The 22,077-nt window shown below is 52.2% G+C and carries 23 protein-coding genes; 19 read left to right on the top strand and 4 right to left on the bottom strand.

Features of this window, described 5'->3' with window-relative positions:
• Positions 1-384 precede the first annotated feature (384 nt).
• From KYE_RS08110 to nadC, 19 genes are all read left to right on the top strand, one after another.
• Complete coding sequence (locus tag KYE_RS08110; RefSeq protein ID WP_008172208.1) at positions 385-1,845, top strand: 2-hydroxymuconic semialdehyde dehydrogenase; 1,461 nt, start codon at positions 385-387, stop codon at positions 1,843-1,845.
• Between the two features lie 17 nt (positions 1,846-1,862).
• Complete coding sequence (dmpE, locus tag KYE_RS08105; RefSeq protein WP_008172206.1) at positions 1,863-2,648, top strand: 2-oxopent-4-enoate hydratase; 786 nt, start codon at positions 1,863-1,865, stop codon at positions 2,646-2,648.
• Positions 2,649-2,679: 31 nt separating this feature from the next.
• On the top strand, positions 2,680-3,615 hold the full coding sequence (locus KYE_RS08100) for an acetaldehyde dehydrogenase (acetylating) (protein WP_008172205.1): 936 nt from the start codon (positions 2,680-2,682) through the stop codon (positions 3,613-3,615).
• Between the two features lie 13 nt (positions 3,616-3,628).
• A complete protein-coding gene (gene dmpG, locus KYE_RS08095) occupies positions 3,629-4,672 on the top strand; it encodes a 4-hydroxy-2-oxovalerate aldolase (protein ID WP_008172203.1) in 1,044 nt (347 codons plus the stop codon).
• Entirely contained in the window at positions 4,669-5,457 is a 789-nt protein-coding gene (gene dmpH / locus KYE_RS08090) for a 2-oxo-3-hexenedioate decarboxylase (RefSeq protein ID WP_008172201.1), read from the top strand. The genes dmpG and dmpH overlap by 4 nt, the downstream gene beginning before the upstream one ends.
• 37 nt (positions 5,458-5,494) lie before the next feature.
• Entirely contained in the window at positions 5,495-5,692 is a 198-nt protein-coding gene (locus tag KYE_RS08085) for a tautomerase family protein (protein WP_039881929.1), read from the top strand.
• Positions 5,692-6,525 carry an alpha/beta fold hydrolase gene (locus tag KYE_RS08080; RefSeq protein WP_008172196.1) on the top strand — a complete coding sequence of 278 codons (834 nt, stop codon included), beginning with the start codon at positions 5,692-5,694 and terminating at the stop codon, positions 6,523-6,525. The genes KYE_RS08085 and KYE_RS08080 overlap by 1 nt, the downstream gene beginning before the upstream one ends.
• Positions 6,526-6,554: 29 nt before the next feature.
• On the top strand, positions 6,555-7,865 hold the full coding sequence (locus KYE_RS08075) for an aromatic ring-hydroxylating oxygenase subunit alpha (RefSeq protein ID WP_008172194.1): 1,311 nt from the start codon (positions 6,555-6,557) through the stop codon (positions 7,863-7,865).
• A 36-nt stretch (positions 7,866-7,901) separates the two neighbouring features.
• Positions 7,902-8,432, top strand: coding sequence for an aromatic-ring-hydroxylating dioxygenase subunit beta (locus KYE_RS08070; protein WP_008172192.1), 531 nt, complete (start codon positions 7,902-7,904; stop codon positions 8,430-8,432).
• A gap of 131 nt (positions 8,433-8,563) precedes the next feature.
• Positions 8,564-9,610 (top strand): TAXI family TRAP transporter solute-binding subunit, encoded by a 1,047-nt coding sequence (locus KYE_RS08065; protein ID WP_008172191.1) that lies wholly within the window; start codon positions 8,564-8,566, stop codon positions 9,608-9,610.
• Positions 9,611-9,769: 159 nt separating this feature from the next.
• Positions 9,770-11,110: an OprO/OprP family phosphate-selective porin gene (locus KYE_RS08060; RefSeq protein ID WP_050898283.1), complete on the top strand. Its 1,341-nt coding sequence runs from the start codon at positions 9,770-9,772 to the stop codon at positions 11,108-11,110.
• A 113-nt stretch (positions 11,111-11,223) separates the two neighbouring features.
• A complete protein-coding gene (locus tag KYE_RS08055; protein WP_050898285.1) occupies positions 11,224-13,173 on the top strand; it encodes a TRAP transporter permease in 1,950 nt (649 codons plus the stop codon).
• A 40-nt stretch (positions 13,174-13,213) separates the two neighbouring features.
• Positions 13,214-14,071: a VOC family protein gene (locus KYE_RS08050; protein WP_008172184.1), complete on the top strand. Its 858-nt coding sequence runs from the start codon at positions 13,214-13,216 to the stop codon at positions 14,069-14,071.
• A 56-nt stretch (positions 14,072-14,127) separates the two neighbouring features.
• Positions 14,128-14,934 (top strand): SDR family NAD(P)-dependent oxidoreductase, encoded by an 807-nt coding sequence (locus KYE_RS08045; RefSeq protein WP_039881928.1) that lies wholly within the window; start codon positions 14,128-14,130, stop codon positions 14,932-14,934.
• An 88-nt stretch (positions 14,935-15,022) separates the two neighbouring features.
• On the top strand, positions 15,023-15,919 hold the full coding sequence (locus KYE_RS08040; RefSeq protein ID WP_008172181.1) for a DMT family transporter: 897 nt from the start codon (positions 15,023-15,025) through the stop codon (positions 15,917-15,919).
• Positions 15,920-15,936: 17 nt separating this feature from the next.
• A complete protein-coding gene (locus tag KYE_RS08035; RefSeq protein WP_008172179.1) occupies positions 15,937-16,287 on the top strand; it encodes a non-heme iron oxygenase ferredoxin subunit in 351 nt (116 codons plus the stop codon).
• A 20-nt stretch (positions 16,288-16,307) separates the two neighbouring features.
• On the top strand, positions 16,308-17,300 hold the full coding sequence (locus tag KYE_RS08030; protein WP_039881927.1) for an amidohydrolase family protein: 993 nt from the start codon (positions 16,308-16,310) through the stop codon (positions 17,298-17,300).
• Positions 17,301-17,366: 66 nt separating this feature from the next.
• Positions 17,367-18,386, top strand: a complete 1,020-nt coding sequence (locus KYE_RS08025; RefSeq protein ID WP_008172175.1) for an FAD-binding oxidoreductase — start codon at positions 17,367-17,369, stop codon at positions 18,384-18,386.
• A gap of 94 nt (positions 18,387-18,480) precedes the next feature.
• On the top strand, positions 18,481-19,329 hold the full coding sequence (gene nadC, locus KYE_RS08020; protein ID WP_008172173.1) for a carboxylating nicotinate-nucleotide diphosphorylase: 849 nt from the start codon (positions 18,481-18,483) through the stop codon (positions 19,327-19,329).
• Between the two features lie 7 nt (positions 19,330-19,336).
• On the opposite strand, the gene KYE_RS08015 is transcribed toward nadC, so the two are convergent.
• The 4 genes from KYE_RS08015 to cbiM form a co-directional block, all read right to left on the bottom strand.
• Positions 19,337-20,128 carry an energy-coupling factor ABC transporter ATP-binding protein gene (locus tag KYE_RS08015; protein ID WP_008172171.1) on the bottom strand — a complete coding sequence of 264 codons (792 nt, stop codon included), beginning with the start codon at positions 20,126-20,128 and terminating at the stop codon, positions 19,337-19,339.
• Between the two features lie 63 nt (positions 20,129-20,191).
• Entirely contained in the window at positions 20,192-20,890 is a 699-nt protein-coding gene (gene cbiQ / locus KYE_RS08010; RefSeq protein WP_008172170.1) for a cobalt ECF transporter T component CbiQ, read from the bottom strand.
• A complete protein-coding gene (locus KYE_RS08005; protein WP_008172169.1) occupies positions 20,887-21,462 on the bottom strand; it encodes a carboxypeptidase-like regulatory domain-containing protein in 576 nt (191 codons plus the stop codon). Before KYE_RS08005 ends, cbiQ begins: the two co-directional genes overlap by 4 nt.
• Positions 21,455-22,075: a cobalt transporter CbiM gene (gene cbiM / locus KYE_RS08000; protein ID WP_008172168.1), complete on the bottom strand. Its 621-nt coding sequence runs from the start codon at positions 22,073-22,075 to the stop codon at positions 21,455-21,457. Before cbiM ends, KYE_RS08005 begins: the two co-directional genes overlap by 8 nt.
• Positions 22,076-22,077: the final 2 nt, after the last annotated feature.

Below are 22,077 nucleotides of genomic sequence, written 5' to 3'. Positions count from 1 at the left end.
TTAAGGGACACTAGTTCATTGCAACATCGGGCAGATCGGATAGATTTGGCGATGTGCTGAAATTGATCGTTGGCCGCCGATATTGAAAGTAGTTCAATTGGCTAGCCAACGTGACCCTGACCCCGTTTTAGGTCCAGCCAGAGTTGGAAAAATCCGGGGTAGGGCCACACTGTGGGTCTGCCCCGAAGTATACCAACTCCCGAGATTATTCCTACAGACGCCTCTGCCATTTTCAACCTAAAGACATCTTAGTTCGGTTGACAGGATCAGAATCTGCTTATATCATCTTTACAACTAAGATCATATCTCATTTAATGAGAGCGGTGCTTTGCAGAGCTAGAAAAGATTCACCTGCAAGCACCAGTTAATAGTAGGGAGTTCAGAATGCAGGAAATAAAACACTTCATTAATGGTCAATTTGTTTCGTCAGAAAGCGGCCGCACTTTTGACGATGTCAATCCGGCCAACGGTGAAGTTATAGCAAGAGTGCATGAAGCGGGCCGGGAAGAAGTGGACCAGGCTGTCGCTGCCGCAAATGCCGCCATGAATGGACCCTGGGGTACGATGGCGGTCGCCGAGCGGATGAAACTCTTGCAGAAAGTTGCCGACGGAGTCATGGCTCGTTTCGACGAATTTGTTGAAGCGGAGTGTCTTGATACCGGTAAGCCCAAATCACTTGCGTCTCATATTGATATTCCCAGGGGTGCAGCTAATTTCCAGGTTTTTGCGGATCTCGTAAAGAATATTCCGACCGAAAGCTTCCAGATGGATACACCTGACGGGCTGGGTGCTCACAATTACGCTGTCCGCAAACCCCGTGGCGTGATTGCGGTGGTAGCCCCATGGAACCTCCCGCTTCTGCTGATGACGTGGAAAGTCGGCCCTGCACTTGCCTGTGGTAATACCGTCGTTGTGAAGCCTTCTGAAGAAACGCCTCACACTGCAACGCTGCTGGCTGAAGTCATGAACGAGGCGGGCATTCCGGAGGGTGTCTACAACGTTGTTCATGGCTTTGGGCCGGATTCCGCGGGTGAGTTTCTGACCCGTCACCCCGACATTAATGGCATTACGTTCACCGGCGAGTCGAAGACGGGTACAGCGATCATGAAGGCTGCCTCTGAATGCCTCGTGCCTGTCTCCTTTGAACTGGGTGGAAAGAACGCCGCCGTTGTTTTTGCGGATGCGGACATCGACAAGGCGATCGAGGGCACCATGCGTTCCGTTTTCGCTAACTGTGGCCAGGTGTGCCTTGGCACAGAGAGGGTCTACGTCGAGCGTCCACTGTTTGATGAATTCGTCAAGCGTCTCAAGGAAGGGGCGGAATCCCTGCGCATGGGGTGGTGGCAGGATGAGAATGTGAACTTTGGTCCGGTGATCAGTCAGGCGCACCGTCAGAAGGTTCTTTCCTACTACGAAGTAGCGCGCAAGGATGGTGCCAATATCGTGACCGGTGGGGGTGTTCCGGAGATGCCTGCGAATCTGAGCGAAGGTGCGTGGGTAGAGCCAACGATATGGACAGGCCTTGGTGAGGATTCTGCGGTAGTGCAGGAGGAAATCTTCGGGCCCTGTTGCCATATCGCACCGTTTGACTCCGAAGAAGAGGTCATCAGCCTCGTAAACGATACCCCTTACGGTCTAGCGGCTGCTGTATGGACGGAAAATCTCAGCCGTGCTCATCGCGTTGCTCCGAAACTGGAGGTGGGACTTTGCTGGGTAAACAGCTGGTTCCTTCGTGACCTTAGGACACCTTTCGGCGGCAGCAAGCAGTCCGGCATCGGCCGAGAGGGTGGTGTCCACGGCTTGGAGTTCTACAGCGAACTCTCGAATATCTGCATCAAACTTTGAGTTCTAAGGCCACTCCCATGAAGAAAGAGCAGATTGACCACTATAGCAGGGCATTGTTCAACGCGTTGAGGTCACGTTCAGCGATCGACCCGTTGACGCAGTCAGAACCTGATATGACGATCGAGGACGCCTATGAGATTTCCCTTGGCCTGATGAATCTGAGAATTGCAGAGGGTGAAAAGGTTATTGGGAAAAAGATAGGTGTCACCAGCAAGGCAGTTCAGAACATGCTGAACGTGCACCAGCCAGATTTCGGCTATCTGACTGACCAGATGGTGTATGCCAACGGTGAAACACTGCCGGTCAGTACTCAGATGATTGCGCCGAGGGCAGAAGGAGAAATTGCATTTGTCCTGAAGCGGGATCTGGCTGGGCCTGGCATCACGAACGCCGCCGTTATTGCGGCGACCGAGTGTGTCATGCCCTGTTTCGAAATCGTCGATTCAAGAATCCGCGATTGGAAAATCGCCATTCAGGATACCGTGGCAGATAACGCGTCGTGTGGATTTTTTGTACTGGGAGACAGGGCGGTTTCTCCGCGCTTCGTGGATTTGTCGACATGCGGCATGGTGGTGGAAAAGAACGGTCGAATTATCAGTACAGGTGCCGGAGCAGCGGCACTTGGCTCTCCGCTTAATTGCGTTGCCTGGCTGGCCAACACTCTGGGGCGTCTCGGAATGTCGCTGAAAGCCGGTGAGGTAATCCTGTCGGGTTCTCTGGTACCGCTGGAGCCCATAGTGGCCGGCGATCACATGAGAGTTGATATCGGCGGAATTGGCAGTGCCAGTGTGAACTTCGGGTGACCCAAGTGAAGCCAGTACAGAGGGAAACAGAATGAGCAAGAAAATAAAGGCGGCCATAATCGGTCCAGGCAACATCGGTACTGACCTGATGTTTAAGATTATGCGCAACGGAAAGAACATAGAAATGGGCGCAATGGTGGGTATCGATCCAGCGTCAGACGGTTTGGCCCGGGCCAAGCGTCTGGGTGTTGCCACTACCGCTGAAGGCGTACAGGGCCTTATAGATCTTCCGGAATTTGCTGACATTGAAATTGTATTCGATGCCACATCTGCCGGTGCCCACATGCACAACGAAGTGTTCCTGCGCGGTCACAAAGAGAACATCAAAATCATCGATATGACACCCGCCGCGATTGGTCCCTACTGTGTACCAGTGGTCAACCTCGAGCAGAACCTGCACGAAGGCAACGTCAATATGGTGACTTGCGGTGGCCAGGCGACGATTCCGATGGTCGCTGCTGTTTCACGGGTAGCCAAAGCCCATTATGCAGAGATCGTCGCCTCCATCTCCAGCAAATCGGCAGGTCCCGGCACCCGCGCCAATATCGACGAATTCACTGAAACCACGGCCAAGGCCATCGAGGTGGTGGGCGGAGCGCAAAAGGGTAAGGCCATTATCATTCTGAATCCGGCCGAACCGCCCCTGTTGATGCGTGACACCGTTTACGTGCTCTCTGATGCAGCCGATGAGTCGGAAGTTGAAGCTTCCATCGAGCAAATGGTGGAAGCGGTAAACAGCTATGTACCAGGCTATCGCTTGAAGCAGAAGGTGCAGTTTGATCGCATTTCGGAAGACCAGCCCATGAATGTCCCGGGGCTGGGCCGGTTCAGTGGCCTGAAAACCTCCATTTTCCTGGAGGTGGAAGGCGCTGCCCATTACCTCCCGGCCTATGCAGGCAATCTCGACATCATGACGTCTGCCGCTTTGGGCACGGCAGAGCGGATCGCCGAATCGCTGGTCAACTGAGGAGAAACGAACAATGACTTTTAATCCCGGTAAAAAGCTTTACATCTCCGACGTAACACTGCGGGACGGAAGCCACGCCATTGGTCACCAGTACTCTATCAAGAACGTGCAGGATATTGCCCGTGCTCTGGACAAGGCCAAAGTGGATTCAATAGAAGTGGCGCACGGTGACGGGCTGCAGGGCTCCAGTTTCAATTACGGTTTTGCCGCCCATACGGACCTTGAGTGGATTGAGGCGGTCGCAGAAGTGGTGGATCACGCCCAGATTGCAACTCTGCTGCTGCCCGGCATTGGCACTATTCACGACCTGGATAACGCCTACAAGGCTGGTGCCAGAGTCGTGCGCGTTGCAACGCACTGCACCGAAGCAGACGTCTCAAAACAGCATATTGAACATGCCCGTAAACTGGGAATGGACACCGTCGGCTTTCTGATGATGAGCCACATGCAGACCCCCAAGGGCCTGGCGGAACAGGCGAAGCTAATGGAAAGCTACGGTGCGACCTGCATCTACGTAGTCGACTCCGGCGGCGCCTTGAGCATGGAGGATGTACGTGACCGTTTCCGTGCCCTCAAGGATACGCTCAAGCCGGAAACAGCGACCGGTATCCATGCCCATCACAACCTTGCACTCGGTGTCGCCAACTCGATTGTTGCGGTTGAAGAAGGATGTGACCGGGTAGATGCCAGCCTTGCCGGCATGGGGGCGGGGGCTGGAAACGCACCACTTGAGGCTTTCATCGCGGCGGCTGACCGAATGGGTTGGGAGCATGGGACAGAACTGTTTGCGCTGATGGATGCGGCAGACGATATTGTACGCCCCCTTCAGGTGCGGCCGGTCAGAGTGGACCGTGAGACGCTGGCCCTGGGTTACGCGGGCGTCTATTCCAGCTTTTTGCTTCACTCGGAAGTTGCCGCAAGAAAATACGGACTCAAAACGGTGGACATCCTGGTTGAGCTTGGGCGTCGTCATATGGTCGGGGGGCAGGAGGACATGATTGTTGATGTCGCGCTGGATCTTCTCGAAGCAAAGAAAAAAAGTGGGGTATCTGCATGAGTTTGAGTAAAGAACAGATCGCGGCATTGGCTGAACACCTTGAGAACGCTGAGCTCAATGCGTCTGCCGTCAAGAAGGTCACCGACGACTACCCGGACATGGACTTCAGGGATGCTTACAACGTCCAGTATGAGATCCGCCGCCGGAAAGAGGCGCGGGGTACCCGAATCATCGGCATGAAAATGGGGCTGACTTCCCGCGCCAAGATGGAACAAATGGGTGTTGATACGCCGATCTATGGTTTTCTGGCTGATTACTTTGAACGGGCTGAATCCGGTGAGATTTCTGTCAAGGATCTCATTCATCCGAAGGTGGAAGCCGAGATCGCATTTGTTACAAAAAGTCCGCTCGGTGGGCCCGGCTGTAATGCCGCTCAGGTCATCGCCGCCACCGACTTTATTATGCCGGCAGTGGAAGTGATTGACTCTCGCTACGAAAATTTCCGTTTCGATCTGGTCAGTGTTATTGCCGACAACGCTTCGTCTTCCCGTTTCTTTACCGGGGGGCAAGTGCTCGCTCCAATGAGTACTGACATGCGCACGATCGGCGTTGTCCTGGAAAAAAATGGTCAGGTGATGGAAGTGGGCGCCAGCGCAGCCGTTCTGGGTAACCCGGCCACGGCTATCGCCATGCTTGCCAATCAGCTTGCGGAGCGGGATGAAAAAATTCCGGCCGGCAGCATCATACTTTCTGGTGCAATCACGGCGGCCATTCCGGTGGAGGCAGGCGATAACGTGACCTTGCGCGCTCATGGAATGGGTTCCGTATCCATGCGATTCGTCTGAGCCCGAAACTGATTAAAAAGAACTGGGGGAACTAACAATGCCAATGCTACAGGTTTCAATTCTGGAAGGCCGCACACCGGAGCAGAAAGAAGAGCTGATCGCGCGTCTGACCGCAACGATAACAGAAACGCTTTCTGTGAAGCCCGAGTCCGTCCGGGTTCTGATTCAGGAAATGCCAAAAACCAACTGGGGCATTGCCGGCCAGTCAGTCGCCAAGCGTGATGGGGGTAAATGATGGCCTCAGATAACCCGGAAATCGGCCTGAAAATCAGCGCCGGCGGCATCGAAACCAACTATCACGATATGGGTGAGGATAGCGGTACCCCTTTGTTGTTGCTTCATGGCTCGGGCCCGGGCGTCACAGCCTGGGCGAACTGGCGATTCAATCTACCGGTATTGTCCGAGACACGCAGGGTTGTTGCCCCGGACATGGTGGGTTTCGGATATACCGAAAGGCCGCCCGGCGTGGATTACAACCTGGATACATGGGTAAAGCATGGAATTGACTTCCTGGATGCTTTGGGTATCGAAAAGGCAGACGTTGTAGGCAACTCCTATGGCGGTGCTCTGGCTCTTGCCATGGCAATTCGCCATCCGGACAGGATCAGACGGCTTGTATTGATGGGAGCTGCCGGCGTCGATTTCGAACTGACGCCAGGACTTGATGCGGTATGGGGCTACACGCCCTCGGTAGAAAATATGCGGGAACTTATCAGGACCTTTGCCTTTAACCAGGAAATGATGAGCGACGAACTGGCAGAACTGCGCTATCGCGCGAGCGTTCGTCCCGGGTTTCAGGAGGCTTTCGCCTCAATGTTTCCCGCACCTCGGCAGCGTTGGGTGGATGCGCTGGCAAGTTCTGAGAAAGACATCCGGGCAATGGACAAGGAGACCCTGATTATCCATGGACGGGATGACGTGATTGTTCCGCCGGTGACGTCCCGCAAACTATTTGAATACATCGAGTATGCACAGCTGCACCTGTTTGGTCGCTGTGGCCACTGGACGCAGATTGAACATGCTGATCGTTTTAACAAACTGGTAACGGATTTTTTGAATGAATCCTGACGGCCCCAGAAAATAAAGAGGTTTCTGATATGTCGACTACAAAGAGCAACATCATTGGCACCGATCGTGACTATGGTTCGCTGGTAAAAGAAGACCGGGTTCACAGCTCCATTTTCACGGATGAATCCGTCTTCGAAGACGAGATGGAACGCATCTTTCACAAAACCTGGCTTTTTGCTCTCCACGAGAGTGAAGTGCCCAAGAAGGGAGACTTCAAGTTGTTGAAACTTGGACGTTTTCCTGTGATTGCTGTGCGCGACGAAAATGAAGAAGTTCAATTGATGATCAATCGTTGTCGCCACCGCGGTGCCCAGGTTTGTGAGGCAACACAGGGCAACGCAAAAAGCTTTCAGTGCTGGTACCACGGCTGGACCTACAACACCAAGGGCGACCTGGTTGGTGTGACCGGTGAAGAAGCCTATGACAAGACGTTTGATGCCAAGGAACACGGGCTGACCAAAGTGGCGCGAGTCGGGAATTACAGAGGCTTTATTTTCGCCAGTCATTCCAAGGAAGGCCAGAGCCTGGATGATTATCTTGGCCCTGCCAAAAAATTCATCGATATTCTTATCGACGCGTCACCAACCAGTGAAATTGAAGTCAAGCCCGGTGTCGTCACTAAAACCATGTATCGCGGCAACTGGAAGCAGATCGGCATGGACGGGTACCACCCCCATTATGTCCACGTGTCTGTCTTTAAAATTTTCAGCAAGCGTGAAAGCACAACAGGCTCAGCAGTTGGCGCTATCCACCTGGAAGACCCGTTTTCAGATAGCTCTCCAAGCCTGACCCGCGGATTCCCAAACGGCCATGCTGCTCTGGATTTCCGTTTTCAGCGACTGCCCCATGCAAAAGACAATATCGAGGAATTGCAACGGAGCGAGGATGGACGTAAGTACGTTGAAGACATGATTTCACGGTATGGCAAAGAACATGCCGAAGAACTAATCGCCTGGCATGGTGACCCCCACCTGGGTGTCTTCCCGAACCTGCAGCTCATTCATGATCACATCCGTGTTGTGATTCCGATTTCTCCTTCGGAGACCCAGGTACTCATGTATCCGGTTTTCCTGAAAGGAGTCGGCCAGGAAATCAACAATAAGCGCTTACGTGCTCACGAGGCGTTCTACGGCCCCGCTTCTAATGGGTCTCCTGATGATGCTGAAATCTTTGAGCGTGTTCAGCGGGGACTTGAGGGCGATGCAAATCCATGGATCCAGCTGGGAAGAGGTATGAACCGGGAGGAAACCGACTCGGATGGTACTGTGTCGGCTCGGATCAGCGATGAGATCACGCAGAGAGCTCAGATGCAGGAGTGGAAACGGTTGATGACCGAATAGTGTTTCAGGAAACCAATTTAGATCGGAGATATATCCATGGCTAAACAACTATTGAATGCAGGTTCCGACGTTATAAATAAAGGCGTTGTAAGTGTGGAGCAGCAGCTTCGACTGGAGCGCTTCCTGACCTATGAAGCAGCCCTGATGGATGAGCATGAATATGACCGCTGGATGGAATTGTGGATTGGCGATGATATTACGTACTGGGTCCCCTGTAATAGCGATGATCAAGACCCCAATGCGGGGGTTGCGATCATCTATGATGATCGCCCGCGGCTCCTTGAACGTATGATGCGGCTTAAAGATAAGGCGGCGCACGCCTTCCGCCCGAGAGCTCGTCTTATCCGGAATGTCTCTGGTGTAGTGCCTCTCTCCGCGAAGGGAGAAGAGCTGGAGGTTGTGTCCAGTTTCAGCCTCGGTGAGATTCGGACCGGGACTGAAAATATCTGGTTTGGCAAGTGTCATTATGTTCTGGTGGATACGTCAGAAGGTTTTCGTATCCAATGGAAAAAAGTGATGCTACTGAATAATGACGAGGCAATGCCAAATCTGACCTTTCTGGTTTGACCAGCAAGCCGGCCAGAGAAGCGATGGCAGATATGTGGATGCGAATTACGGAAGTCCAAAAGAGATAAATATCGAAAGCCATCAATGAGTGAAGCCAACAAACAAATACAAGAGAGTGCGGAGCAAATATTATGATGAAACTATGGAAAAACAAAGATATAGCTAATGCGATGGCTGGCGCCCTGGTCGCGCTATCGATGACGGCGGGAGGTCTGGCAAATGCGGAAGAGCGCCCGAAAGTTGACGATTCACCGGTTAATGTGACAATCGCTGGTTATTCCTCCGGCGGCCAGGTGTCCGTTTTTGGTGAGGGTGTTGTCGACGCCGTGCGCCGGACTTATTCAGGTTCAAGCATCATATATGAGCCTGGCAACCCGGCGGGAGCGCTGGAGTACCTGAAAAGCGAAAGGCGCCCTTTTGCTCTGGTAAGTACCGTGGAGCCGAAAATGGCGTACGCAGGCAGTGCGCCGTTCCGGGAAAAATACCCGCCAGGCACAGTAAAGGGTGTTCTTAATGCTTCTCCCGGTGTATTTGATTTGATGGTGTACGCGCGTGCTGATTTTCTGGATGAGTATGGCGTTAAGAGTTTTCGTGATCTCATCGAGAAAAAAGTTCCGATGAGAGTGTCCATTAATCAACCTGGCAATCTTTGGGCCCGGGAACATGTTCGTGCGCTATTCTCCTATTTTGGAAAGACCCCGGAGGATGTTGAGGCATGGGGCGGTGAGCTGGTTCCACAGCCAACGGGTGCATCGAATGACCTGATGCGTGACGGCCGTCTTGACGTGATTATTACGGGGGGCGCAACTCCGTCGGGTAAGGTTGTTGAGCTGGGAAGTGTCATGGATCTCGCCTTTGTCGAGCTTTCTGACGAATTGGTCCAGTATGTCGCTGATGAGCTGGGTGCCAGTGTTGGTTCCATCCCGGCTGGCTCCTATGAATTTGTGGATGAGGATCTGGCAACGGTTTCGAGCAGCTTTATGATTGTTGCCGGTCCGGCGGCGACTTATGAGGATGCTTATAAGCTGGCCAAATCCATGTACGAACAGATGGGACATTACCGTTCCTCTCACAGAGCACTGCAAAAGGCGTCTCGTGAACAGCTGCCAAATGTCAGCTATCTCGAACTGCACCCTGGTGCGAAGGCGTTCTATCAGGAAGTAGGACTAATCGACTGATGGGATAGCTTTATCCCTGAGCGAAGCCCCCTCAGGATGAAGGGGGTTCGCTGAAATGAAAATGCTAAAAATTTTTGCAAGTTTGAGTATAAGAGATATAGTTTCAATAAATGAGATAAATTCTTATCCGATTACAACAAGAGCAGAAAGGGGAAAAGCATGATGAACAAAAACAAATCCAATCAGTTTCTGGATAGAAGAAGCCTGCTGGCAATCTCTGGTGCTGTAGTGATGGGGATGGGTTCGCAAGCTGCAATTGCTCAGACTTACAGCGATCGAGTTGCAGCGCTGGAGAAAGAGGTGGAGGCGCTTAAAGCTGAGAACGAGAAATCAGGTGTCATAGGAAGCTTCAAAGGGGGGCGACTTGGTTTCGCCAGTAAAGACGGCGACTTTACCTTTGCACTAGGTGGTCGCCTGTTCCTTGATACAGCCTGGGCGGACACGGATGACGACAGCCGTGATCTTGGTCAGGAGACGTTTGTTCGGGCCGCGAGGTTCGCGGCTAAAGGCAAGATTTATCAGGACTGGCGATATAAGCTTCAGTATGAATTTGTCGGAAATGGGGCAGGTGGTTTCCGGGATGCTTACCTCCAGTATCATGGTTTCAAGCCAGGCGGTAATAATTTAGTTCTGTCTATTGGTAACCAGTTCATGGCATATGGCCTGGAAAATATGCAAAGCGCCAAGTACATCGCGATGATGGAACGTTCTGCCCCCATGGTAGCGCTTGGCCAAGGCTCACGGCGTCTCGGTGTTCGCGCTGACGTGTATGGAGATGGTTGGAACTGGGCTGGCAGTATTGGTCAGCGGGTGCCAGGCACAGCTTCTCCTCAGGATGACGACGATCCACTCGGTCTGTTCACAAAAGTTTGGTTTAATCCCGTACTTGAAAAAGGAAGGATGGTTCACTTGGGTGCTTCTCTGAGACGAGAAGAGCTCAGGGGTAATAACCAAGGAGTTCGCCTCCGTGTACGTCCGGAGAACCAGGTTGATGGCTTCCGGACACTGGATACTGGTGTCATGGGAGATTCAGATGGTTTCGATGGAGCCAACCTGGAAGCTGCGTTTACGTATGGGTCACTTAACCTAAACGCAGAATATTATTGGCAGAAATATGATGAGCTCGAAAATGCTGGCGCAAATACCAGGGAAGAACCAGAGTTCACAGGTGGTGCGGTTACAGGGATCTACTATCTGACCGGTGAATCCCGTCCTTATACTCCGAAAATGGGCGGTACGTATGGAGCGGTGACGCCCAACAATCCCCTGAGGGGAGGCGGGATCGGCGCCTGGGCAGTTAGTGCTCGGTTCAGTACTGTAGATCTCACTGACAGTGGGATTGATGGGGGGCGGCAGGATGTCGCTTCTATCGGCCTCAACTGGTATCCGGAGAAGCGTTTGCGCTTCAGCGTGAACGCGGGTTGGGCATCGGTTGATGGCGGGCCGAACGATGGCTCCGACCCGACCTTTCTCCAGGCCAGAACTCAGTTGGAGTGGTGATGGGCGGAGGTCAGTACAAAGAAGTAATTTCTTCTGTGCCGGCTACGGATTGCTGGCACAGAAGGTATCTGTCGGTGCTTTAAGTAGGCTGTGTATTCTTTATGACATCATTCATGAACCTGTTTAAAAGAACAATTTGGCTCGCGTTTTCCATGGGTAACAAAGTGCCGATGGAAGGGGGCAGGTATGCGTTGGTGGCACTCTTGGCGGTGCCATTGACCGTTTTCGAGATCTGGTATGCTGTTGCAGGCAATTTCGGGCGCCTGGAATTAGCGATCCTTTTCGTTGTGCCCATGTACGTCATCTCTTTCCTGTCGATCAGTCATGCGCCTGATTCCTACCGCACGACCTGGGTCGACTATCTTCTGGCGCTTGTAAGCCTTGTTGCGGGCGTTTATCTAATCCTACAGATGGGGCGTTATCAGGACTGGATTGCAGGGCTGGATGTCTACAATACCGGGGATCTGGTGGTCGCTGGTATTTATTCATTGCTGACGCTTGAATTGTTAAGGCGTTGTGTGGGGCCTGGTATTTCGGTCGTTGTATGGCTGGTCATCCTGTACAGTTTGTTCGGTGGTCATCTATCTGGTTTTTTTGGCCACCGCGGCCTGGATCTGAGCTATATGCTCGAAAGCCTGATGGTTACGCCGCATGACGGGGGGTTGTTCTCCGCGCCTATTCAGGTGGCTGCTGTTTACGCGTTCCTGTTTATTACATTTGGCAAGTTTCTGGAGAAAAGTGGTGGCGGCGACTTTTTCTTCAATGTGGCGGCAGTGCTTGCTGGCCGTCGTACCGGCGGCTCCGCCAAGATTGCAGTAACTTCCAGTGGACTGTTCGGCATGATATCCGGCAGTCCGGCCTCGGATGTTATGACGACCGGGTCGATCACCATTCCCATGATGAAACGTGTGGGTTATTCCCCTCGCTATGCAGCGGCTGTTGAAGCCGTAGCTTCAACAGGCGGCAGTCTTTTGCCACCGGTTATGGGGGCTGTCGTTTTCTTGATGGTTGAGTTTACCGGCATTTCTTACACAAGCATCATCGGTTCGATACTTGTGTGCTCTATTCTTTACTATGTGGGAATCTACGTTCAGGTGCATTGCTATTCGGCCAGGCATAATGTGGGCCATATCGATGCCGTTGATATCCCCACCTGGCTCCACACGTTCCGCACTGGTTGGATTTTCATCGTACCGATGGGGTTGCTGGTGTACGTGCTCATGAGTGGCAGAACGCCAGCGCTTGCGGCAACTTTTGGATTGGTTGCTGTTATCGTCGTCAGCTGGTTTGTTGGTGGCAAGGCGATAACGCCCAGAAAATTTGTTCAGGGTTGTGTTGAAATCTGTACGGCAATAGCACCACTGATCGCAGCGGTCGCCGGCGCCGGAATCCTTCTTATAGGCCTCAACGTTACCGGGCTGGCATCGAAACTGTCGGCGTTGATCTTCAGTGTTGCCGAGGCAAACCTGTTGCTTGCGTTGTTGCTGGCAACGATTGTCACAATCATCTCGGGCATGGGGATGCCGGTTGTAGCTGTCTATTCACTGGTGGCGGTAATGGTGGCGCCGGCGCTTGTCGACGCAGGTCTGACTTTGCTACAGGCCCACCTGTTTCTGATATTTTATGGAGTGGCATCCTATATCACTCCGCCAGTTGCAGTAGCGGCTTACGTCGCAAGCAGCATTGCGGACGAGCGACCGATGGCGGTTTCCATGACGGCCGCCAAGGTGGGTCTGGTTGCGTTTACACTTCCTTACGCGTTTGTTTACAACCCCGGAATTCTGATGATCGGACCGCTGGAGACCATCGTGTTCGACGTAATCAAGGTTACCCTTGGAGTTTTGGTGATGTCTACGGCGGTTGAGGGCTGGTACCACGGCGAACTCAACCGGTATGCCAGAACGGCGCTCATAGTTTGCGGGCTTGTTGCGTTCTCCGTGTGGGACGTTGCGGGAGTTATTGGGTTGTTGTTGGCGATATTCTATCTGCTATTCAAACGCTTTGGGTCTAACGGTTCGACGCGCATTGTGTCCACTAAACCGCAGGCCGGTTTTGATAAATAATTCGTCGTTTATTGACGGTTGATTGAGGGGAGCAATAGTTATGATTCACTTACACGATATTTCCTACCTTCGTCTGGGTTGCCAAAACCTGAGTGAAATGGTTGAGTTCGCAACCGATATCCTTGGCCTGGAGCTTCGCCATAAAACGGATACTCATGCCTACTTGCGAGGTGATAGCAGCGCGTACAATATTTGTTACATTGAAGGTGATGCTGACTATGACGCCTGTGCCTTTGAAGTAAGGGAGCTCTCTGAACTTGATAAAGCAGAGAAAGAACTGGCCGCGGAAGGTATAACTGCAAAACGCGCAACCGATGAAGAGTGTGAGGAGCGCCAGGTAAACTCGGCGCTGTTCTTTGCGGATCCCAACGGCAACCGCGTTGAATTGGTGTATCGACCCTACCAGACAGGTGTTCGTTATTTTCCTGGCCGCGATGCCGGCATCACTGAGTTTGGTCACTTCGGCTTGCACACTGGTGACAGCGAGCGGGATATTCGGTTCTGGACGGAAGTGATGAGTGCCAGGGTCAGCGACAAGATCGGCGAGGGTGCTCTGCTACGCATTGACCCGGTCCATCATAAGATCGCGCTTTTTGCCTCTGAACATACCGGGGTACAACACGTTAACTTCCAGGTCGCAAGCATCGATGATGTCATGCGTTCCTGGTACTTTCTCCAGGAAAAAAACGTCCCCATCGTATTCGGCCCTGGGCGTCATCCGACATCGACTGCGATGTTCATCTACTTCCTGGGGCCCGATAAGCGCGTCTATGAGTACTCGTCCGGTGTAAAACGTATTACGGATGAGGAAAATCATACACCCCGTCAGTTTGAGATGGCACCGACCTCTTTTTGCATGTGGGGTGCAAAGCCCAATGTCGATGAATTCAGTGAATGAGAGCCGACCATACGATAAAGGCCGACTTTTATCGAATCATGTTTTTGGAGATTTGAATGACGAATTATCAATGTAAGCGGTTTTCCGGACAGGTAGCATTAATAACGGGCGCGGGACAAGGTATTGGTCTTGCGACTGCATGGCGTCTCGGTTACGAAGGTGCCAGGGTGGTTCTGGCTGACAAGGCTGAAAAACCGATCACCGATGCTGCCCAAAAAATGAAAGCAGAAGGTATTGAGGCAGTGATCGCGGTTGCCGACCTGTCAACTCTGGCCGGCGCCGAACTGGCAATGAAAACCGGTGTTGACGCGTTTGGCCAATTAGACGTTCTGGTCAATAACGTGGGCGGTACGATCTGGAAGAAGCCGTTCTGGCATTACGCGGAGGAAGAGATCCGGGCGGAAGTGGACCGCTCTTTCTGGCCGCCGATGTGGTGTTGCCGTGCTGTTATTCCTCATATGCAGGAAAATGGCGGTGCCATTGTTAACGTTGGTTCAAATGCGACCATGGGGATTTTCCGGATTCCCTATTCGGCGTCAAAAGGTGGTGTGGTTGGATTGACAACATCACTTGCTATTGAGTTAGCGGACTTCAATATAAGGGTCAACTGTGTTGCACCCGGTAATACCGCGGTTAAAGAAAGGCCAACTCCGAGGCTTGATCGCGAACTGACAGAGCAGGAAAAAGCCTGGAATCAACAGTTTTATGACTACGTTAGCCGCGAGGGGCTCTTTAAGCGTTCCGCTTCGGTGGATGAACAGGCCGCGGCAATTGCGTTTTTGGCCTCTCCAGACGCTTCCTACATCACCGGTGAAATTATAGATACCGGGAAACGAGGCATGAGAATTTCGGAGGTAAGCTGAAGATGGAGTTTGAATCTCAGCGAATTCTCGCGTCAAGGAGGGTGTGTAAGGCACTGCCGGGAATAGACTCATCCCGGGTACGCAGGTCATGAGCAGTGAATTGATTGCAGTTACGCTGGCTTTGACTTCCGCATTGATGTTTGCTTTTACCTTTACCCTTGTCAGGGTTGGGGTAAAGACGGCTTCCAGCGAAACTGCTCTATGGGTTACGTTGGCCATCAATGTGGTCTTTCTCTGGGGCTGGAGTCTCGTTGGTTATGGCTGGCAGTTTGGTGACTGGTGGCAATGGCGATACTTTTTCATCGCGGGTATATTCGCCCCTCTCTTGGGGCGTCTTTTCCAGTTTCTGGGGATGGCGAAGCTAGGCTCTAACATCACAACACCACTGACATTGACCCACCCGGTGGTTACGTTGGTGCTTGCCATGGCGTTTCTTGGGGAGACGCTGACGCTTCTCGGGTTGTTTGGTGCGTTGCTCGTTATCATTGGGAGTGTGTTTGTTGGGTCTCAGGGAGGAAAAAACCAAACAGCCAGCTTGAAGGCGGTTCCGAAATCCTATCTTCTTCTGCCAATGGTGGCTTCTTTGTCTTACGGGATCTCGATGGTATTTCGTAAGATCGGAATCGATATAGGAACGGATGCTGTTACCGCGGCAGCGGTAACGACAACGTCTTCATGGTTGTTTGCTAGCATTTACACGGGGGGCAGCAGTGGATTCAGGAAAATTCGTTGCACTACGAATGAGTTCGGGTTCTTTCTTCTGGCGGGAATCTTTTCTTCACTTGGCCCGGTTCTTCTCTATTTTTCACTGCAGTATGCGGATCTTGTGATTGTAGCGCCTCTTGCATCGACAACACCGTTGTTTGTGTTGTTGATGTCCTACCTTTTTCTCCGTGCAGATGAAATTTTTACAACAAAGGTGGTCATGGGAACCATTGCCACAGTTTTGGGCGTTATGATGGTTACCATGTACGGAATAGCTTGAATCAATGAGGAGTAAACATGAATGATGCAAACGACAGAAAACATTTCTATGTGTGTAAGGAAGACGACCTAGCGGATAATGAAATGGTGAGGATTGACCCGCCCGATCAACCTCCTGTTGTCGTTTACAGAGTTGGGGGCAATTTTTTTGCCACAGATAACACCTGTACGCATGGAGAGGCCAGCCTAGCGGAGGGCGAGGTGGACGATGATTTTATCATAGAATGTCCTTTCCACGGTGGCACCTTTGATATTCGGACAGGTGAGGCTGTTGATTTTCCGTGCGTGCTACCCCTTAAGTCCTATCCCGTCACAGTTGAGGGTGGGTGTGTCTATGTAAATCTTGATGAGGGTAAAGCCCCGGCGTAAGGCCTTGGGCGGAGAGCGTTATGATTGATTCACATACTCATGTGGTGCCTGATAATTTCCCACCTTACCCTGGCAATGATGCCCACAATGCATGGCCTTGCATGCATTGTGGGCACGGTAACCATAAAACCGTCATGATCAGAGGGAAAGCATTCCGAGAAGTGAACGATACATCCTGGAGTGCCACCTCAAGATTACGGGAAATGGACGAAGAGGGCGTTGATCGGCAGGTCTTGTCACCGATGCCTGAGTTGTTGTCCTACTGGTTCAATACACAGGACGCACTTGCATTTGGCCGCCATATTAACGGCACGATTGCCAGCCTGGTGGCGGAGGTTCCAGATCGATTCTTCGGATTGGGCATGGTGCCTCTACAGGATCCGGATGTTGCGGCAAAGGAAGTCAGAGTTCTTAAAAATGAGTTCGGCTTGCTGGGTGTGGAAGTGGGAAGCAACATCAATGGCGTGGCCATGGGCGACCGTCGCTTTGACCCATTCTTTGCGGCTTTGGAAGAAGAAGATATGTGTCTGTTTGTTCATGCACTTCATCCCAATAAGGATCGGTTGTATCCGTTGCCGTTGATGGAGCCTCTCGTTGCATTCCCAAATGAGAACAGCATAGGTATTGCCTCGTTCCTGGTGAATGGTGTCCTTGAGCGTTTTCCAAAGTTGCGGATTGCCTTCAGCCATGGCGGTGGCGCATTTCCGATGACCTTGCCCCGACTTCAGAATGGCTGGGAGGTCAGCGGTGCTCTGCGGGAAGCAATGTCATTGTCACCAATGGAGCAGGCTCGTCGGTTCTGGTACGACACTCTCGTCTATGATGAAGACGCAATCTCTTATTTGACGAAAATCTATGGCATCCGGCAGGTAATGATGGGCACGGATTATCCTTTTGTTATCAGGGATAAACACCCGGGCAAACGATTTGAGTCCCTGGGGCTCAACGAGCAGGATGTGATGGCCCTGACTGACCACAATTGCTTGCGCTTCCTGGGATTGATGAAGTCTTAAGTTCGAGCTGTGATCTTGAGATTGTCGTCGAAAAGAAATCAGATCAATAATATACGAGGGAAAAATATGCCTACCATCAAGATTGAGGGTACTGGTGAGCAGTTTGAACAAACTGAATCGCAGGATTGTATCCTTCGCGCAGGCCTTACAGCCGGCTATGGTCTGGCCTATGAGTGTAACTCCGGTGGTTGTGGTACTTGTAAATTCCAGTTGATCGAAGGCGAAATTGAAGAGCCCTGGCCCACCGCGCCAGCTCTTAGTGCCCGCGATATAAAAAAGGGTAGAAAGCTGGCCTGTCAATGCAAAGCCAAAACTGATCTCGTGATTAAAATGCGCACCGACCCGGAATATGCGCCGATCAATCTGCCAGCCCGGTTTGAGGCAACCCTGAGTTCCCGTAGGGATGTCACAAGTGACATTGTTGAGTTCTGCTTCCAGGCCCCCGATAGCTCGGACGCAAAGTTTCTGCCAGGGCAATACGCAATGCTCACCTTTCCTGACGGCAGGGGGCCACGGGCTTACTCCATGAGCAATCTTCCCAATGGGGACGGGGTATGGGAGTTCTGGATTCGAAGAAAACCCGGGGGGGAAGTCAGCGGTGCGCTTTTCGATGAGCTCAGGGTTGGGGGTAGGATTGTCGTCGATGGACCATACGGCCACGCCTATCTGCGCGCTGAAAGTGAAAGGGATATTTTGTGTATCGCTGGTGGTTCCGGCATTTCGCCTATGCTGTCCATCGCGCGAGGCGTGTTGATGGACCCTGATATGGAAGGCCGTCAAGTACACTTCTATTTCGGGGGCAGAACGCCAGAGGACCTGTGTGGCCTTGATGAACTGAAAGCGCTACCAGGTTTTGACAGGCGTGTTCATTACCGGCCCGCGATTTCAATGCCTGAATATGCATCGGATTGGACGGGTGACACTGGATTCATTCATGAGATCGTAGAGAATCAACTTGGAAATGAGCTTTCAAGGTTCGAATGTTATCTTGCCGGGCCGCCGCCAATGGTTCAGGCGACCACAAAGATGCTTCAGTTGCAGGGAAATGTTCCAACTGGCCAGATACACTACGATCCGTTCTATTAACGTAACCCGCGGGTTTCAAGAATCAGGCGTTCCTATAAACTGAGGCTTTTGTCTCGAACCAGGCGTGTTGTTAAATTAGCAAGGAGTAAAACAAGTGCGTGTATCAAGATTGGTTGTTCGGGAAGATGTGAGACGTGCTCTGGACGAGGATCTCGGAGCCGGGGACATCACGGCGGGCCTGATTCCTTATGGACATGTTGCTCATGGGCAAATAATCTGCAGGGAACACGCTGTGTTCTGTGGAAGAGAATGGTTTGATGAGGTTTTCCAGGAGATTGATCCCAGGATTACCATTGAGTGGGACGTTGATGACGGCGACCCGCTGATTCCCGACCAGGTATTCTGCCGCTTCTCAGGACCGGCTGGTGCACTGGTGCAAGGGGAGCGTACTGCACTCAACTTCCTCCAGATGCTTTCGGGCATCGCGACCGTATCGCGGCGGTACTCGGATGCGCTTAAAGGCTTTGGCACGGGTGTGAAGTTGCTTGATACCCGTAAGACCTTGCCAGGGCTTCGGGTTGCCCAGAAATACGCGACCGCATGCGGAGGCTGCGTCAATCACCGCCTTACCCTTGCGGAGTCGTTTCTGGTCAAAGAGAACCACATCGTCGCCTGCGGCTCCATCACCAAGGCTGTAGGGGTTGCGCGTCAACACAACAGCTACTCGAAACTGGAAGTTGAAGTCGAGAACCTTGATGAACTGCAAGAGGCCCTGACTGCTGGCGCAGACATGGTGTTACTGGATAATTTCACACCGCAACTGGTGCATGATGCGCTAAAACTGAATCAGGGCCGGATGCTCATTGAGGTCTCCGGAGGAGTGAGCTGGGATACCTTGAAGGATTATGCCATAAAAGGGGTAGACTTCATTTCTGTGGGGGCACTCACCAAAGACCTGAAAGCAGTCGACTTCTCAATGCGATTCAGTTATTCCGGAACCTGATGACCGTCTAGCTTTTTTGCCTGTTCGCATCGCCGGGATGATAATGAGATGAATGCTCCGGGTCTGAAGGGGGAGTGTGTGTGAGGTCGTCATCTGAATGTACATGTTTGTGTGAGTGAACGTGAACATGGGGGTGCTGATGAAGAATGGAATTCACGAAAGATCCATTTTTTATCAGCACTGCCCGTGTAGCCAACTGGTCAATCAGATCCTGGTCGTGTGAGGTGAAGACGAGCGCTTGTGAGAGTTCTGCCAGACACTTGATGAGTCGTTGCCTGGCGCTTTCATCAAGGCCGGTTGTTGGTTCGTCCAGAAGAATGATGTCTGGGTCCATGGCGAGCACAGTCGCGATAGAGACCAACCTCTTTTCTCCGCCAGACAGTTTATAGGTAATCCTTTCTGATAATTCCCCCAAGCCGAGTTTGTTCAGAGTGTCAAGGGCTATAGCCCTGGCATGCCTGGGACTGTGCCCGAGGTTGATAGGACCGAAGGCGACATCCTCGATTACGGAAGGACAGAACAGCTGATCATCAGAATCCTGAAACACCAGGCCGATTTTCGACCGTATCTGATGAAAGTCGGATTTATTGTTGAGTGTTTTTCCGAATGCGGTGTAATCCCCCCCTGATAGTGGATGGAGCCCGACCAGAGCGTCCAGAAATGTGGACTTCCCAGTGCCGTTCGCTCCAAGTAAAGTAACCCTTTCGCCAGGGTTCAGGTGGAAGTTTATGTCACTTATCAACCGTTCGTTATTCCGATCAATGTTTACACCCTGGAGTTCCAGTAAGGAAGAGGTCATGTCATGTAACTCCTGAATATCAGGCATACGGAGGTAACGGTGGCTAGTGTGAGGGTAATACTGTCAAAAACTTTTCCATTGGCTCTCTGAATGAAAGGTAAAGGAACCGTTGAAGCCGCGACACCTCATGGCGTTGCTCACTCTGCGCGAGCGCTCGAAACTTCTTACCAGTAACATGCCGACCAGCCAGCCAAAAGTGCGCCAGGTGTGGACATTGGATCTGGCGACGAACGCCCTTGCTTTCATGGCGCGACGAATGCGAGCATATTCGTTCTCCAGTACACTGATATAACGAACCGACATGAGCAACAACTGGACCAGATTCCCGGGCACTCTCAACAGCCTGAGTGCATTGCCAACCTGCAGCGGTGACAGGGTTCCAATCAAAGCAAGGTTCAGCAAGGTAATGGTATTGATTTTGAGGGCAATAACCGCTGCAAGCTTAAGGCCCTCCCCTGACGGTACAATCGGTCCGAGCTCGAATAAGGGTTCCCCGGTGGTGGTAAAAGGAAGAACCAACAGCAAGACAATCACGAACCCTTCCAGCAGAACTAAACGGTGAACCACCGAGAATGCACCGAGGCCTGCAAGTGCCGTGATCCCAGCTGCAAACACAAGGGCACCGGTGAGTATGACAAGACTATCAATACTGATCAGTGTGACTGTGGTCAAAACCGCTGTTAGCAGTCTTGTACGGGGATCAAGATAATTGATCGCAGAAGTACCACTTTGATCGGTCTGAGCGTGCAGGGCATTACTCACAGCCTGGATCCCCGACGCCTGGAAAACCAGAGCATACCGAGCCCGGCGAGTCCTGCTATATAACCAATACCCCCGAGTATGTCCTGAATTCGCCGTTCATCCTGGACCTCCTGCAGCTCCGCACGCAGCGGAGCAACCTGGCCGGAAACGGCACTTTCAATCAGTGTCTTCAACTTGCCTGACTGAGGCTCACACAACGGAGGTAGAGAAGCAGGGTTTGACGGTTGCAGACTGTCCGGTTCTGATTCGGACACAATCACTTCGGACATCTGGACGTCCCAATGTGCAACATGACCCTCCCCCGAATTGGCACTGATGCGGTAGCCCTGGCGAACATTAACAGGAAAAGAGAAGCTGCCGTCGGTATCCGTGCGTGTGTTTGCGATCTCGTCATCACCTTTGAGGCTGGCCAGAGAAACCCGTGCATTTTTCAGCTTCTGACCTCCAGAAAAGTATACTTCTCCGGTGATTCGATCCTGTTCAGCGTAAGCAAACACTTTAAGTTGATGCGCCTGTACTGGCCCATGGAAGATCAGAAAACCAAGAATTGTCAGCAGAGTTTTGTTAAACATGACGGCCCTCCTTTGGCAGAATTAATTCCGGTGCGACACGCTTGATAAACCCAACCGTGAAGCCCGTAATTACGCCCTCGATAGCCATCAAAGGAACAAAAGTTAGCAGGATGATCTTGGCTGCGGGAATCAGGTTTGGATCAGAGAGCATGATAGAACTCGTTAACAGAATGCCCGTCATGCAGGCACCAAGGCCGCCTGCGAGAAGACCGAGCCAGAATGATTTCCTGGGTGACGCGTTGTGAATTAGCGGACGTATGACAATGGCACACAACACCGCTGGGAGCGCCAGGTTGACCAGATTAACGCCCAGGACAACCAGCCCTCCATAGCCAAAGAAAACCGCCTGAAGGACGAGGGCAATCAGTATGGCGGGCACCGCCACGATGCCCAGAACAATGCCCATTAGGCCGTTCAGCAAAAGATGAACACTGCTGACCCCCACAGGGATACTGACCAAAGAAGAAACAAACAGGGCAGCTGCAAGCAGAGCTGTCTGGGGGATGCTTTCTGCCGGCATTCGCTTCAGCGAATAGCCCAGCATTGCGACCCCCAGGACAGCACCACCGATCAGTACTGGCTCAGAAAGAATGCCTTCCGGTATGTGAGCCACGT

It is taken from the genome of Marinobacter manganoxydans MnI7-9 (assembly GCF_000235625.1).
GTDB lineage: Bacteria > Pseudomonadota > Gammaproteobacteria > Pseudomonadales > Oleiphilaceae > Marinobacter > Marinobacter manganoxydans.
The sequence above is the reverse complement of the archived record's forward strand: the minus strand, read 5'-3'. Positions and strand labels throughout refer to the sequence as shown.